The sequence below is a fragment of the Candidatus Accumulibacter phosphatis genome (assembly GCF_012939955.1).
GTDB lineage: Bacteria > Pseudomonadota > Gammaproteobacteria > Burkholderiales > Rhodocyclaceae > Accumulibacter > Accumulibacter delftensis.
Window position 1 is genome coordinate 42,104 of sequence record NZ_SPMY01000033.1, and the last position, 15,182, is coordinate 57,285.

At 60.8% G+C, this 15,182-nt stretch carries 10 protein-coding genes and 3 pseudogenes; 4 read left to right on the plus strand and 9 right to left on the minus strand.

Going from position 1 to position 15,182, the window contains the following annotated elements:
• Positions 1 to 9 precede the first annotated feature (9 nt).
• Positions 10 to 501 (minus strand): peptidylprolyl isomerase, encoded by a 492-nt coding sequence (locus tag E4Q23_RS12225; RefSeq protein WP_169066892.1) that lies wholly within the window; start codon positions 499 to 501, stop codon positions 10 to 12.
• Positions 502 to 511: 10 nt separating this feature from the next.
• A pseudogene (locus tag E4Q23_RS12230) lies at positions 512 to 1,064 on the minus strand (peptidylprolyl isomerase).
• A gap of 272 nt (positions 1,065 to 1,336) precedes the next feature.
• Between E4Q23_RS12230 and cysS the strand changes: the two are divergent.
• Positions 1,337 to 2,717: pseudogene (gene cysS, locus E4Q23_RS12235) on the plus strand (cysteine--tRNA ligase).
• A gap of 25 nt (positions 2,718 to 2,742) precedes the next feature.
• Here cysS and E4Q23_RS12240 read toward each other — a convergent pair.
• From E4Q23_RS12240 to grpE, 4 genes are all read right to left on the minus strand, one after another.
• Positions 2,743 to 3,885: an ABC transporter substrate-binding protein gene (locus E4Q23_RS12240; RefSeq protein WP_169066893.1), complete on the minus strand. Its 1,143-nt coding sequence runs from the start codon at positions 3,883 to 3,885 to the stop codon at positions 2,743 to 2,745.
• Positions 3,886 to 4,124: 239 nt separating this feature from the next.
• Positions 4,125 to 5,249 (minus strand): molecular chaperone DnaJ, encoded by a 1,125-nt coding sequence (gene dnaJ / locus E4Q23_RS12245; RefSeq protein WP_169066894.1) that lies wholly within the window; start codon positions 5,247 to 5,249, stop codon positions 4,125 to 4,127.
• Between the two features lie 66 nt (positions 5,250 to 5,315).
• Complete coding sequence (gene dnaK, locus E4Q23_RS12250) at positions 5,316 to 7,259, minus strand: molecular chaperone DnaK (RefSeq protein WP_169066895.1); 1,944 nt, start codon at positions 7,257 to 7,259, stop codon at positions 5,316 to 5,318.
• A 97-nt stretch (positions 7,260 to 7,356) separates the two neighbouring features.
• Positions 7,357 to 7,917: a nucleotide exchange factor GrpE gene (gene grpE / locus E4Q23_RS12255; RefSeq protein WP_169066896.1), complete on the minus strand. Its 561-nt coding sequence runs from the start codon at positions 7,915 to 7,917 to the stop codon at positions 7,357 to 7,359.
• A 183-nt stretch (positions 7,918 to 8,100) separates the two neighbouring features.
• Here grpE and E4Q23_RS12260 point away from each other — a divergent pair, with 183 nt between their 5' ends.
• Positions 8,101 to 9,450 (plus strand): serine/threonine-protein kinase, encoded by a 1,350-nt coding sequence (locus E4Q23_RS12260; RefSeq protein WP_169066897.1) that lies wholly within the window; start codon positions 8,101 to 8,103, stop codon positions 9,448 to 9,450.
• An 82-nt stretch (positions 9,451 to 9,532) separates the two neighbouring features.
• Here the strand turns inward: E4Q23_RS12260 and hemH are convergent, their stop codons facing one another.
• Together hemH and hrcA are read right to left on the minus strand one after the other, a co-directional pair.
• Positions 9,533 to 10,636 carry a ferrochelatase gene (hemH, locus tag E4Q23_RS12265; protein ID WP_169066898.1) on the minus strand — a complete coding sequence of 368 codons (1,104 nt, stop codon included), beginning with the start codon at positions 10,634 to 10,636 and terminating at the stop codon, positions 9,533 to 9,535.
• Positions 10,636 to 11,664 carry a heat-inducible transcriptional repressor HrcA gene (gene hrcA, locus E4Q23_RS12270; RefSeq protein WP_169066899.1) on the minus strand — a complete coding sequence of 343 codons (1,029 nt, stop codon included), beginning with the start codon at positions 11,662 to 11,664 and terminating at the stop codon, positions 10,636 to 10,638. Before hrcA ends, hemH begins: the two co-directional genes overlap by 1 nt.
• Positions 11,665 to 11,739: 75 nt before the next feature.
• Here hrcA and E4Q23_RS12275 point away from each other — a divergent pair, with 75 nt between their 5' ends.
• Both E4Q23_RS12275 and recN read left to right on the plus strand, forming a co-directional pair.
• Positions 11,740 to 12,669, plus strand: a complete 930-nt coding sequence (locus E4Q23_RS12275) for an NAD kinase (RefSeq protein WP_169066900.1) — start codon at positions 11,740 to 11,742, stop codon at positions 12,667 to 12,669.
• Positions 12,670 to 12,692: 23 nt separating this feature from the next.
• Entirely contained in the window at positions 12,693 to 14,348 is a 1,656-nt protein-coding gene (gene recN / locus E4Q23_RS12280) for a DNA repair protein RecN (RefSeq protein ID WP_169066901.1), read from the plus strand.
• A gap of 285 nt (positions 14,349 to 14,633) precedes the next feature.
• Here recN and E4Q23_RS12285 read toward each other — a convergent pair.
• Positions 14,634 to 14,940: pseudogene (locus E4Q23_RS12285) on the minus strand (helix-turn-helix domain-containing protein).
• Between the last annotated feature and the right edge of the window lie 242 nt (positions 14,941 to 15,182).

A 15,182-nucleotide genomic window follows, 5' to 3' on the forward strand; every position in this document is an offset into this window, starting at 1 on the left:
GAGCAGCCCTCAGCAAACTTCAGCGCGTTCGATCACCACGTCCTCGACCGGCACGTCGCGATGAAAACCGGAGGAGCCGGTGCGCACGCCCTTGATCTTGTCGACCACCCCGGTGCCTTCGACGACCTTGCCGAAGACGCAGTAACCCCAACCCTCGGCATTCGCCGCCCGGTAGTTGAGCGAAGCATTATCGGCGACGTTGATGAAGAACTGCGCGGTCGCCGAATGCGGCTCGTTGGTACGCGCCATGGCCAGCGTGTAGGCATTGTTCTTGAGACCGTTGTCAGCCTCGTTCTTGATGGGCGCTTGGCACGGCTTCTGCTTCATGCCTGGCGCAAAGCCGCCGCCCTGGATCATGAAACCCGGAATGACGCGATGAAAAATCGTGTTGTCGTAGTGGCCAGCGCTGACGTAGTCGAGGAAGTTCTGCGCCGAGAGGGGCGCTTTCTCGGTGTCCAGTTCGATAGCAATGACGCCAAAACTTGTGTGCAGCTTGATCATGCGGGATTCCTTATTTTTTCTCGGGGATGATTTTGACCGACTGGATGGTGACCGGCTCAAGAGGAACGTTCTGGTGCATCGCACGGTTGCCGGTCGGGACCTTGGCAATCTTGTCGGCGACGTCCATCCCCTGCGTTAGTTTGCCAAAGACCGTGTAACCCCAGCCGTCGGATCCAGGATTGTTGAGTGCGGCATTGTCCTGGTGGTTGATGAAGAACTGCGAACTTGCCGAATGCGGATCAGAAGTACGCGCCATGGCAATCGTCCAGCGATCATTCTTCAGCCCGTTGCTGGCTTCGTTTTCAACTTTTCTCGGCGCCGATTTCTGCTCCATCGCGGCGTTGAAGCCACCACCCTGGATCATGAATCCCGGGATGACGCGATGAAAGATCGTCCCGTTGTAAAAGCCTTCGTTGACGTACTTGACGAAGTTGTCCACGCTTTTCGGCGCTTTTTTTTGAATCAAGCTCGATGACCATTGTTCCCATGCTCGTTTGCATTTCGACCGTCGGTGCGGCCAGAGCAGCAAAGGACAACAGTGCGCCGGCTAGCGGTGCAAGCATTTTGTACATCAGGCACTCCCTTCGTAAATGATTCGCCAGCTACCGTCGCCCGTACTGCGGCGCCCTGCTGCAGACGTCGAGCGGATCGCGGGTACTCGGCAGGAAGCAGCGCCGACCGCGGCTTCGGGGAGACCGAAGGCATCGTTATGGTATACTGGCCGGTGCAGCGCTTAGAGCTAACTTAGCCAGTGAATTCTAACAAGAAGTACGTCGAAACCAAAGCACTCCCCCACTCGCGCCGGTCGGCGCCGAGCACTCTCGTGAGTCCAAAAATGCTGAAAATCTACAACTCGCTGGCGAGGGAAAAACAGGACTTTGTGCCGATCACCCCCGGCGAGGCTCGCATGTACGTCTGCGGTATGACCGTTTACGACTACTGCCATCTGGGTCATGCCCGCGTCCTGGTCGTTTTCGACATCGTGCAACGCTGGTTACGTGCCAGCGGGCTGCAGGTGACCTACGTTCGCAACATCACCGACATCGATGACAAAATCATCAAGCGTGCGTTCGAGAACAAGCAGAGTATCGCGGAGCTGACCGAGCACTTCATCGCTTTCATGAACGAGGATAGCGCGGCCCTCGGTGTCGAACCGCCGGATCATGAACCCCGCGCCACAGCCTACGTGCCGCAGATGCTCGACTTGATTGGGCAACTGGAAAAAAACGGCCTCGCTTACCAGTCAAGGGACGGCGACGTGAACTTTTCGGTGCGCAAGTTCGCTGGTTACGGCAAGCTTTCCGGCAAATCGATCGACGACCTGCGGGCTGGCGAACGCGTCGAAGTCGACAGCGCCAAGGACGACCCGCTCGACTTCGTGCTCTGGAAACACGCCCGCGAGAACGAGCCTTTCTGGCCTTCGCCGTGGGGCAATGGCCGCCCCGGGTGGCATATCGAGTGCTCGGCGATGAGTTCCGACCTGCTCGGCAAGCACTTCGACATCCACGGCGGCGGTCAGGATCTGCAGTTTCCCCACCACGAGAACGAGATCGCGCAATCCGAGGGCGCCCATCACTGCCAGTTTGTGAACTACTGGATGCATAACGGCTTCGTTCGGGTCGCCGAAGAAAAAAATGTCGAAGTCGCTTGGCAACTTCTTCACGATCAGGGAAATTCTCAAGAAATACGACGCCGAAGTTGTCCGCTTCTTCATCTTGCGCGCACATTACCGCAGCCCGCTCAACTACTCGGACAGCCATCTCGACGATGCCCGTCAGGCCTTGACGCGACTCTATACGGCGCTCAAGAGCGTGAACGCCGAAGCTTCGCCAGTCGACTGGGACGAGCCGCAGGCCTTGCGCTTCAGGCAAGCGATGAATGACGACTTCAACACCCCAGAAGCCTGCGCGGCACTTTTCGATCTGGCTGCCGAACTCAATCGCAGCAAGTCACCGGCGGTGGCCGGGCAATTGCGCGGGCTGGCGGGTCTGCTCGGCCTGCTGACGCGCGATCCACAGATTTTCCTGCAAGCGACGCCAAGCAGCGAGACGGAGACGGAGACCGGCGTCGCGCACATCGAAGCACGCATCGCCGAGCGCCTTGCCGCCAAGAAGAACAAGGACTACGCGGCCGCAGATCGCATCCGCGGCGAGCTGCTGGCGGCCGGTGTCGTCCTCGAGGATGGCGCGACCGGAACCACCTGGCGACGCTCCTAGTCACCGAGTCACGAACCCGGAGAAGCTAACGCATGATGCGCCCATCTGGTCCAATAACGGTCAGGTCGACAAAGCCGGAGCCGCGCCTCTCATTCGCCGAATAGCTGACGCGATAACCGCCCAGGTCGAGGTTGTGCATGCTCTCGAGGGCGTTGACCAGCCCTTCGCGAGTCGGCTCCTTGCCGGTCTTGCGGATCGCTTCGACCAGCACTCTGGCCATCGCATAGGCCTCGAGGCCATAGTAGGAAGGCTTCCCCTGCGGACCGATTAACTTCTGGTACTCGTGCGCCAGCCGCGTCGTATCGCTCCACGGCGACGGCATGACCTGCGAGATGCCGATGCCGCGCGCCGCCTCGCCAAGCTCCTGCACCAGCAATTCGGCGCCAACCGGAGAAAGGGTCATGAACTGCGGCAGCTGATCGGCCTTCTTCATGGCCCGGACAAAAGCTGCCGTGGGCTTGTAAAGCGTCACCATGATCACCGCCTGCGGATTGACCGCGGCGATCTGCTGCACTGCCTGAGCGACATCGACCGAGTTGCGCTCGACGGTCGCCACCGCCGACGGCGTCAGTTGATGCTTCTTCAGTGCGCTGACCACGCCCTCCAGTCCGGACTTGCCAAAACCATCGTTCTGGTACAGAACGGCAATGTTCTTGATGCCCAGCGAAACCAGATGATGGACCAGGGCTTCTGTTTCGTTCGCGTAGCTGGCCCGGAGATTGAACATGTAACGATTGTTCGGATGCTCCTTCGGCGACTGACGGATCGAATCAGCACCGGAAATGGCCCCTATCAGCGGCACGCGGGCAATCCCGAAAGCCTCGTTCATGGCGGCGGTCGTCGGGCTCGACCCGTATGAAGCGAGCAAGGCGAAGACTTTTTCCGTGTCGATCAAGGCCTTGGTATTAGCCACCGCGCGCTCGGTCTCGTAGCCGTCGTCAAGGACCCGCAGCGACAACATCCTGCCGTCGATGCCGCCGGCTTCATTGATCTGACGGAAATAGGCCTGGATGACGCGCTTCATATCCAGTCCGTAAGCGCCATTGGGGCCAGAAAACGGCGCCGTCATGCCAATCAGGATGCTATTGGCGGTCACCCCAGCCTCGCCCGCAAGGACGCCACCAAAGCAACTCAACAGAGCGCACAGCAGCACCTTTGCAAACCTCATACGCCAGACCCTCCTCCTCGGTGCGAGTCGCGGTCGGCTGTGGACCGTTTCGACCAAAAAGGAAGGATTGCAAGAAAAACTGACAGGCGGCTTACATGACTGCCAAGAAACGAGTCGAAGAATCTATTGCAAGCTTATGGAATGGCATTCCGGAGACAAGGGCCGCTCGACCCCCGTTCGCAGAGCGCAGGACAAGCCGGCCACAGGCCTGCGCTGGCCCGCACACCGGAAAAGCGCGCTCAGGTCGCCGCGAAGAAGTCGCGCACCCGATCCATCCAGGATTTGGCGCGCGGATTATGACGTCCCGAGTTTTCCTGACTCGACTCTTCGAGTTCGCGCAGCAACTCCTTCTGACGGTCGGTCAGATGAACCGGCGTTTCGACCACCACGTGACACAGCAGGTCCCCATGCGCATGGCTACGCACACTCTTGATGCCTTTTCCGCGCAGACGGAAAACCTTTCCGGACTGCGTTTCCGCAGGAATCCTGACCTTCGCCGCACCGTCAAGGGTCGGGATATCAATCTCGCCACCGAGAGCGGCGGTCGTAAAGCTGATCGGCATTTCACAATGCAGATCGCTCTGCTCACGCTGGAAAACCGGGTGCGCCTTGAGGTGAATCTGGACGTAGAGGTCTCCCGACGGCCCACCGTTGACGCCGTGCTCACCCTCGCCAGAGAGCCGTATGCGATCGCCCTCGTCGACTCCGGCCGGGATCTTGACGGCCAGCGTCTTGTGCTGCTTGACACGACCCGCGCCCTGACAGGGAGCGCAGGGGTCGGCAATGAAACGACCGGTGCCATGGCACTTCGGACAAGTTTGCTGGATCGAGAAAAAGCCCTGCTGCAAACGAACCTGGCCACTCCCCTGACAGGTCGGGCAGGTCTTCGGCTGCGTGCCGGACTTGGCGCCGCTACCGTGGCAGGCAGCGCAGACCTCCATGGTCGGAATGCGAATTTTGGTTTCGGTGCCAAAGGCCGCCTGCTCGAGGGTGACTTCGAGGTTGTAGCGCAGGTCTGCGCCGCGATAGATATTCGAACGACCGCCGCCACCGCGAGCACCGCCGAAGATCTCGTCGAAAATACCGCCAAAGGCGTCGGAGAAACCGCCCGGGCCACCGCCGCCCATGCCTGACTGGGGATCGACTCCGGCGTGACCGTATTGGTCGTAGGCCGCACGCTGCTGAGGGTCGGAGAGAACCTCGTAGGCTTCCTTGGCTTCCTTGAACTGATCCTCGGCCTTGGGATTATCCGGATTGCGGTCCGGATGGTGTTTCATCGCCAGCTTGCGATAGGCCTTCTTGATATCTTCATCGGATGCGTCGCGATTGACGCCCAGAATGTCGTAAAAGTCGCGTTTAGCCATCGTTTCTCAAGCACGTTGTGGGACGGAGCGAGGCGCGATTATACGCCCCGCCCTGCAGCAGTATGCCTACTTCTTGTCTTTGACTTCAGTGAACTCGGCATCGACAACGTCGCTGTCGTCCTTTCTCGCTTCACCCGCGGAATCCGCTCCGGGAGCATGCTGCTCGGCCGCGCCGCCAGCCGTCTCGGCCTGCTGCTTGGCGTACATTTTCTCGCCAAGTTTTTGCGCCGCCGTGCCGAGAGCCTCGGTTTTTGCCTTGATGCTCGCGACGTCGTCGCCACGAATGGATTCTTCGGCTTCCTTCATCGCCGCCTCAATGACGGCCTTCTCGTCATCGCTAAGCTCCTTGCCGTACTCGGCAAGCGACTTCTTGACCGAATGGATCATGCCGTCGCACTGATTGCGCGCTTCGGCCAGTTCGTGCGCCTTGCGGTCCTCTTCGGCGTGCACTTCGGCATCCTGCACCATGCGCTGCACTTCTTCCTCGCTGAGACCGGAAGAGGCCTGGATCTTGATCTTGTTCTCCTTGCCGGTCGCCTTGTCCTTCGCCGAGACATGCAGAATGCCGTTGGCGTCGATATCGAAAGTGACTTCGATCTGTGGCATGCCACGCGGCGCCGGCGGGATGTCCGAGAGGTTGAACTGTCCGAGGCTCTTGTTGCCGTTGGCCATTTCACGCTCGCCCTGCAGAACATGAATGGTGACCGCCGACTGCCCGTCATCGGCCGTCGAGAAAACCTGGTTCGCCTTGGTCGGGATGGTGGTGTTCTTCTTGATCAGCTTGGTCATCACGCCGCCAAGCGTCTCGATACCCAGCGACAGCGGCGTCACGTCGAGCAACAGGACATCCTTAACCTCGCCCTGCAGCACGCCGCCCTGAATGGCGGCACCGACGGCGACGGCTTCATCCGGATTGACGTCGCGGCGCGGTTCCTTGCCGAAGAAAGCCTTCACTTTTTCCTGCACCTTCGGCATCCGCGACTGGCCACCGACCAGAATCACGTCGTCGATGTCGCCTATCTTGCAGCCGGCATCCTTGAGGGCGATACGACAGGGCTCGATGGTACGGTCGACCAGTTCATCGACCAGAGCTTCGAACTTGGCGCGGGTGATCTTCAAGGTCAGATGCTTGGGTCCGGAACTGTCGGCCGTGATGTACGGCAGGTTGATTTCGGTCTGCTGGCCGGAAGAGAGTTCGATCTTGGCTTTCTCGGCAGCATCCTTGAGGCGCTGCAGCGCGAGCACGTCGGCCTTCAGGTTGACCCCCGACTCTTTCTTGAACTCGTCGATGATGTAGTCGATGAGGCGTTGATCGAAGTCTTCACCGCCGAGGAAGGTGTCGCCGTTGGTGGACAAGACCTCGAACTGGTGCTCACCTTCGACCTGCGCGATTTCGATGATCGAAACGTCGAAGGTGCCACCGCCGAGGTCATAGACCGCGATCTTCTTGTCGCCCTGCTTCTTGTCCATCCCGAAAGCCAGCGCCGCGGCGGTCGGCTCGTTGATGATGCGCTTGACTTCCAGACCGGCAATGCGACCGGCGTCTTTCGTCGCCTGACGCTGGCTGTCGTTGAAGTAGGCCGGCACGGTGATCACCGCTTCGGTCACTTCCTCGCCGAGGTAGTCCTCAGCGGTCCTCTTCATCTTGCGCAGCACTTCGGCGGAAACCTGCGGCGGGGCGATTTTCTTGCCGCGCACCTCGACCCAGGCGTCGGCGTTGTCAGCCTTGAGAATCTTGAAAGGCATCAGCGCGATGTCTTTCTGCACTTCCTTCTCTTCAAAGCGGCGGCCGATCAGGCGCTTGATCGCGTACAGCGTGTTGGTTGGATTGGTGACCGCCTGCCGCTTGGCTGGCGCGCCGCAGAGAATTTCGTCGTCCTCGGCGTAAGCAACGATCGACGGCGTGGTGCGCGCACCTTCGGAGTTTTCGATAACCTTCGGCTTGCCGTTTTCCATAACGGCAACGCAGGAGTTGGTTGTGCCCAGATCAATGCCGATGATCTTGCCCATAGCAGAATCCTTTCAATATTTCGGTAAATTGTGACGACATCCGCCCACTGGCTGAATGTCTGTTGACAAACCCAAACTGGGGCTTATCGCAGGAATTTCAAGCCTTGGCCTTGGCGACGACAACCATCGCCGGACGCAACACGCGCTCGGCCAGCAGATAGCCCTTCTGCAAGACCGTAACCACAGTGTTCGGCTCCTGCTCCGATTCGACGACGCTGATCGCCTGGTGAAGGTTCGGATCGAACTTCTCGCCGAGCGGATTGACTTCTTTCAACGCCGACTTCTCGAAAGCGGCGACCAGTTGCTTGAGGGTGACTTCGCTTCCCGCGCGCAGGCTGTCGACGCTCTGCGTGTCGGTCGCCAGCGCGATTTCCAGGCTGTCCCTGACCGCCAGCAGTTCGCGAGCGAAGCGCTCGATGGCGAACCTGGCAGCCTTGGCGATATCCTCCTGGGCTCGCCGGCGCACGTTCTCGGTTTCCGCTTTGGCACGCAACCAGGCATCGTGATGCTCGGCGGCTTTCAGCTCGGCTTGACGCAAGGCGTCTTCAAAACTCGGCGCACGGCCTTCCGCAGGCGCGCTTTCGGCAATCACTTCAACAGGCTCCGTGGCTTCGGGCGCCGCGTTGCTCTCGTCAGGCGGTGTGTCGTTTACTTGCATAGATGATGATCTCCCAGAAAACTGCACGCAGGTTGGGGCGAGTTTTTCGATTTCAAGGGCTTTTTTATCTGCTTGAGGAGGTGGAAGGCCACCGCAATTCGCGCATAATTGCTCATTCAGCGCCTTGTTTCCCTAGCAGCATCTCAATTGTCTCTAGTCCCCCCAACAGGACTTGGTACTCGCATGACGGAGAAAATCGGCAAATATCAGATTATTCGCACGCTCGGCAAGGGTGCGACAGCGGTCGTCTATCTGGCCCAGGATCCGGACGCAACTCGTCAGGTCGCCATCAAGCTGATCCGCTTTGGCAAGGATAGCGCAGCGATGTCACGGCGCTTGCGCAAGATCTTCCAGACCGAGGACGCGATCGGCCGACGGCTCAATCACCCCAACATCGTCAAGGTGTACGACGCCGTCGTCGAGAAAGACCAAGCCTACCTGGTCATGGAATTCGTTGACGGCGGAGCGCTCGACCGCTTCTGCTCGATCAACCGCCTGCTCCCGATGCACCGCGTCATCGGCATCATTTTCAAGTGCTGCCTGGCGCTTGATCACGCTTTCCACCAGGGCGTCGTCCATCGCGACATCAAGCCGGCCAACATTCTGCTCGACGCCGACGACAATCCGCGCATCACCGACTTCGGCCTGGGGCTGAACCTGCACAAGGACATGGGCCAGGACTCGACCTTCGTCATGGGCGTCGGCTCACCCGCCTATATGTCTCCCGAACAGGTCAAGAACTACCCGCTCAATCACAAGACCGACCTCTACTCCTTGGGCGTACTACTGTTTCAGCTACTCACCGGGCGGCTACCGTACCGTGCCAACAATCCTGCGACGCTGGTCTACAAGATCGTCAACATGGATGCGCCGTCGGTTTGTGCGCTGAACCCCAACCTGCCGGCTGGCCTCGATGCAATCATCAAGAAATCTCTTGAAAAAGACCTCTACAGCCGCTACCGCAATGGTGCCGCGTTCGCCAAGGATCTCTCGGCGGTGCGTTACCAGATGCTCGACGAAGACCAGACCCAACAGGATCTGACCCACTTCGAAAGGCTGCGCAAGCTCGACTTCTTCGTTGAATTCGAGGATATCGAGCTCTGGGAAGTGCTGCGCATCAGCAGGTGGCGGGAGATATCGGAGAAGGTCACCCTGATCCGCGAAGGCGACAATCACCGCAAGTTCGGCGTGATCATTGACGGCTTCGTCGAAGTATCAAACAACGGGCGGGTCATCTGCCGACTGGGTTCGAGCGACGTGATCGGCGAAATGGCTTTCATGCATCCCACTGACACCCTGCGGCACGCCACCGTAGTCACTCTGGAAGCCACGCTATTCCTCGAAATCAACAGCGCGGCGCTGGAATTGGCTTCCGACGAACTGCGCGAACGCTTCAACAAAGTTCTCGTGACCAATGTGCTCCGCCGCTTGCGCGAAGCCAACAAAGTCCTCGCCAAGCTTGGCCAGACCGCCGTGCAGGGCAGCCTTTCGGCCTCCTCTCTAGGACTGACGCCGCCGCTGCAATTGCTCTAGACAGAAGTTTGGCACGGCGCGCTGTCGATGTCGCGGAAGCGTATTGAGAGGATGGATGGCACCGGGCGCGCTGGCGCCGCCCTCAGGATGACGCTCCCAGAGCCTTGGCACGCAGGGCGCTGAGTTCCAGGCCGGCCGCCTCCGGTGCGAGTTGCGTCGGCCAGCCGCGCAGCTGCGTTTCGGCAATGTCGGCCAGGGCGCGAATCCAGTCGTCGCGGTCGTTGAGGCACGGCAGGTAGTGGAACTCCTTGCCGCCGCCGCCGAGGAACTCGGCGCGCCCTTCGATGGCTATCTCTTCGAGCGTCTCCAGGCAGTCGGCAGGGAAACCCGGACAGATCACATCGACCCGCTGCACACCCTCTTTACCGAGCGCCTTCAAAGTCGGCGCGGTATACGGCTGCAACCACTCGGCGCGACCGAAGCGCGACTGAAAGCAGATCTGATAGCGCCCCGCAGCAAGACCAAGCGCCTCGGCCAGCAAGCGGCCACTCTTCTGGCACTCGCAGTGGTAGGGATCGCCTTTGTCCAGGGTGTAGCGCGGCAGCCCATGAAAACTCATGATCAGCCGATACGAATCGCCCGGCTGCCCACTGCTCGCCCAATGCTCGCGAACACTGGCCGCGAGCGCCGCGATGTAGCCGGGATGGTCGGCGAAACTCCGGACCGAGCGCACTTCCGGCTGGTTGCGAACACTTTGTAACCAGCTGCAGGCGGCATCGATGGCGGTGGCGGTGGTACTTGCCGCGTACTGAGGGTAGAGCGGCAGCAGCAGAATCCGCGTACAGCCTGCGGCCTTGAGTCGCGAGAGGGTTGCCGCAATCGACGGCTCGCCGTAACGCATGGCGTAGTCGACGACCACCTGATGCCCTGCCTGTCCCAGGAAACCACGCAGCAGCTTCGCCTGCCGCTCGACATACACTTTCAGCGGCGAGCCAGCGGCCGTCCAGATCGACGCGTATTTTTCGGCCGACCGTCGCGGTCGCACTCTGAGAATGATGCCATTCAGGATCAGCCACCAGAGCGGGCGTGGAATCTCGACGACGCGCGCGTCGGAAAGAAATTCCTTGAGGTAGCGTCGCACCGCCGGCGCCGTCGGCTCGTCGGGTGTGCCGAGATTGATCAGCAAAACGGCAGTTCTTGCCGGCGAACCATGACCGTAAGCCGGCTCGGGGAGATAACGAGGCATCAGGAATTGGCCTGGTAAGAGAGCGCGGAAGAAAGTAGTTTGGCGGTGATATCGACGATCGGAATGACGCGGTCGTAGGCCATGCGGGTGGGACCAATCACACCCACCGAGCCGACGATCTGACCGTCGACCTCGTAAGGCGCGGTAACCACACTGCATTCATCGAGGGGTGCCAGGCCCGATTCGCCGCCAATAAAGATCTGCACGCCGTCGGCGCGATGCGACAGATCGAGCAACTGCATCAGCGAAGTCCGCTGCTCGAAGAGGTCGAACAACTCGCGCAGCCGCTTCATGTTCGACGAGAACTCCTCGACTTCGAGCAGATTACGCTCACCCGAGATGATATAGCGCTCGTCCGTGCCCTTCATCGCCTCGTCACCGGCGGCCAGCGCGGCGGCCATCAGCGACTGCAGATCGCCACGCAAGCGCAGCAGCTCCTCCTGGACACGCAGGCGAATATGCTCGAAATCGCCACCGATGAAATGCTGGTTCAGGTAATTGGTTGCCGTAACCAGTTCCGACGGGGTATATGAGCGGCCGGGAAAGAGCAGGCGATTCTGCACGTCACCGTCGGCCGTCACCAGGATCAGCAGAATGCGCTTTTCCGACAGACTGACGAATTCGATCTGACGAATCCTCGGCACCCGCCGCCTGGGCGTCATGACGATACCCGCAAAGTGACTCAAGCCGGAGAGCAGGCGCGAAGCATTGCTGATCAGCTGCCGCGGTTGCGAGAGCAATAGCTGCCCCTCGATGGCGTCAATCTTTTCTTTCTCGAGCGGCTCGACGGTGAGCAGGCTGTCGACGAAGAAACGGTAACCACGCGAGGTCGGCACACGTCCGGCCGAGGTATGCGGACTGGCGATCAGACCATTCTCTTCGAGGTCAGCCATGACGTTACGCACGGTCGCTGCCGACAGGTCCAGGCCGGAGTACTTTGACAAGGCACGCGACCCGACCGGCAGCCCGTCCGCGATGTAACGTTCAATGAGCGTCTTGAGCAGCCTTCTGGCGCGTTCGTCTAGCATGGCTTGGATTCTACAAAAATTCCCCGCTCGCGGGGGCGCCGCGGATGAAAGCTGAATTGTGGTCTAATTGACGCCATGAACAATGTCTTTCCTCACGAATCGACCGATTGCGCGAATCTGCCCAAGACCATTGCGCTGATCGGCAAGTATCATAGTCAGGATATTGCCGAATCGATCCGCATGCTGGCCAGATACCTGCACGAACGCGGCATGACGGTCCTGATCGAGGAGGAAACCGCACGCAACGTCGTCTCGCAACTTGACCTGCGCAGCTGGGCGAGCGGCAGTTTTGCCTGGCTGGGCGCGCATGCCGATATGGCCATCGTGGCCGGCGGCGACGGCACCATGCTCAACGCCGCACGCCAACTGGCCCGCTATCGCGTGCCCCTGGTCGGGGTCAACCAGGGGCGCCTGGGCTTCATGACCGACATCTCGCGCAACGACATGCTGGCGGCCATGGACGACCTGCTCGACGGCAAATTCGTTCCCGAAACGCGCATGCTCCTGGAAGCCGAGGTGCTGCGTGACGAACGCCCTGTCGGCGCCCCTCACCTGGCGCTCAACGACGTGGTCGTCGACAAGGGAGCCATCGGCCGAATGATCGAATTCGAGCTCTTCGTTGACAGCGAATTCATCTACCACCTGCGCGCGGACGGCCTGATTGTCGCCACCTCCACCGGCTCGACAGCCTACGCGCTATCGGCCAATGGCCCGATCCTGCATCCCCAGGTTTCGGCGATCGCGCTGGTCCCGCTTTGCCCGCATGCGCTGACCAACCGGCCGATCCTCGTTGGTGATCGCAACGAGATCGAGATCCGCATCGTTCATGGCACCGATTCGCGCGTGCACTTCGACGGCCAGGTGACAGTCGACCTCACGAACGGCGATTGCGTACGCATCCGTCGCTCCGAGTATTCGATCTGCCTGCTGCATCCACCCGGCCACAGCTACTTCGCCATGCTCCGTCAGAAGCTCCACTGGAGCGAGCGACCAAAGGAGCACTAGGCAATTCCTGCGACCACCCCATCATGCTACGCCGGCTGACAATTCGCGACTTTGTACTGGTCGATCGCCTTGAACTCGAGTTCCAGGGCGGTTTCGGCACGCTCACCGGAGAAACCGGCGCCGGCAAATCGATTCTTGTCGACGCGCTGGCGTTTGCCCTTGGCGAGCGCGCCGACGCCAGCCTGATACGCGCCGGCAGCGAACGCGCCGAGATTGGCGCCGAGTTTGATCTCGACCAGTCTCCGGCGGCCGCCGCATGGTTGCGAGAGCACGATATCGATAGCCAGGACGGTCTGCTGCTGCGCCGCGTGCTCGATGCCAACGGCCGCTCGCGCGCCTACCTGAACGGCTCGCCGGTCACCCAGGCGCAGCTCCGCGAGGTCGCCGAAGGATTGGTCGACATCCACGGTCAGCACGCCCACCAGTCGCTGCTGCGCGGCGACGCCCAACGCGCACTACTCGATTCGCACGCCCGGCTCGACGCCCTGCTGGCTGAAGTCGCCACCGCCTGGCGGCAATGGCGCGACGCCAGGAACCGCCTCGACGCCGCCGCCGAGGGCATTGAAGCCTTGGCCGCCGAACGCGAGCAGCTGGATTGGCAACTGGGAGAACTGGCAGCGCTCGGCTTCTCGAGCGAAGAATGGCGGGCACTGAACGACGAGCACAAGCGCCTGGCACACGCAGCAAGCCTGGGTGAAGGCGCCCAGTTCGCGCTGCAGGTGCTCGCCGAAGGCGATGCAGCATGCGAAGCGCAAGTCGCCAGAGTCGCCAGTCGGCTCGATGGCCTCTCCGAATACGACCCCGCTCTCTCTGAAGTCGCCGTTCTGCTGCAGTCGGCGCAGGCGGAGCTCAGCGAAGCAATCTCGGCACTTCGCCGCTACGCCAACCGCGTCGAGCTTGATCCGCAGCGCCTGACGGACGTCGAAAGCCGCCTCGAAGCCGTCCTTGATTGTGCGCGAAAATTTCGCTGCACTCCGGACGAACTGCCGGCCTTGCTGGCGCGCTGGCAGGAGAGATTGGCGGTACTTGGTGATGCCGCCGACCTCGCCGGGCTGAGCGAACGCGTCGAAGCGGCGGGCAAGCATTACGGTGAACTGGCTCGGCGGCTGTCCGCCAGTCGCGCAAGCGCTGCCCTGGCCCTGGGCGGCGAAGTCAGCCAGGTGATGCAGCAACTGGCACTTGGCGGCGGCTGCTTCGACATCGCGCTGCTGCCGATCGAGGGCGGCAGCGCCGCCGGACTTGAGCAGATCGAGTTTCGCATTGCCGGGCTGGCCGGAAATGAGTCGCGCTCCCTGGCCAAGGTCGCCTCGGGCGGCGAGTTGTCGCGCATCAGCCTGGCCATCCAGGTAGTCACCAGTCAGGCGGCAAGCGTCCCGACACTGATCTTTGACGAGGTGGACGTGGGCATTGGCGGCGGCGTCGCCGAGGTCGTCGGCCGCCTCCTGCGCGAACTGGGTGCCGAACGACAAGTCCTTTGCGTGACGCATCTGCCGCAAGTCGCCGCACGCGCCAACTGGCAGTGGCAAGTCAGCAAGGTCTCCGAGGCCGGTCAGCTACGTAGCCGTGTCAGCACACTTGGAGCCGAAGCACGTATCGAAGAGATCGCCCGCATGCTGGGCGGCATAGAAATCACGCCGATCACTCGCCAGCACGCCAAGGAAATGCTGCAACTTCCCTGACCAGGAGAACAAGACCGAAGACCAGGCGCGAGGCGCACTCCGGAACGCCTTGCAGCGCTCACCGCCCGGACTCCAAACGCCTGCGCCGGGCCCCCGCGCAAGGGCTTCGCGTAACGAGTTCACCCTGAACGGCACGCGCTTCGGGAAATCTTGCGGGAAACCTGGCTTCCGGGACACCCGGGCGGTGGCGCTCGCCGCCCGGCGAGCAGCCAGCAGTTGACCACCTTCGTGAAAACCCGGATCACGTCCGGAAACGGCGCTACCAGCGGCGCCGCCAAGCCAGGCTCAAACAGCCTTCTTGACCTTGCCTCTGGCTGCTTTTTTGAGGGATTTGAATTGTTCGGGGTCTTCCGCCTTCAGATACTCGACGACCTCGAAGTCCTCGCGCTTGAGGCGCTGAATATCGATTTGCTCGACATGCACCAGGCGCAGCAACTCACGTACCGGCTTTGGCATGTTGCGGCCACTCTCGTAGCGCGAACCACCACTTTGCGTCACGCCAATTTTTTGACCAGAACTGCTGCTGATTGAGGCCAAGCTTGCGGCGAATTTCGCGAGGATCGACCCTCTCGACGACTTTGACGGTGCTCATAGCTATCCTTTCGTACGATGACTCTACGCGAACCAGCAGGCAACCCGCTTCCTGCCACAGATCGACACCCTCTGACCCAAGTAATACACGGCACACTATAGGCGAATCAAACAGAATTGCAAGTGGCATTTGATTAGAACATTTGACTAATGCCGATCGGCTCATCAGGGCCGGAGGCTCTTTGCCGCCGTGTCAAGCAATGCTTTAGAATAGCGGTTTTTTCGGACCTCGAATTGGATTGG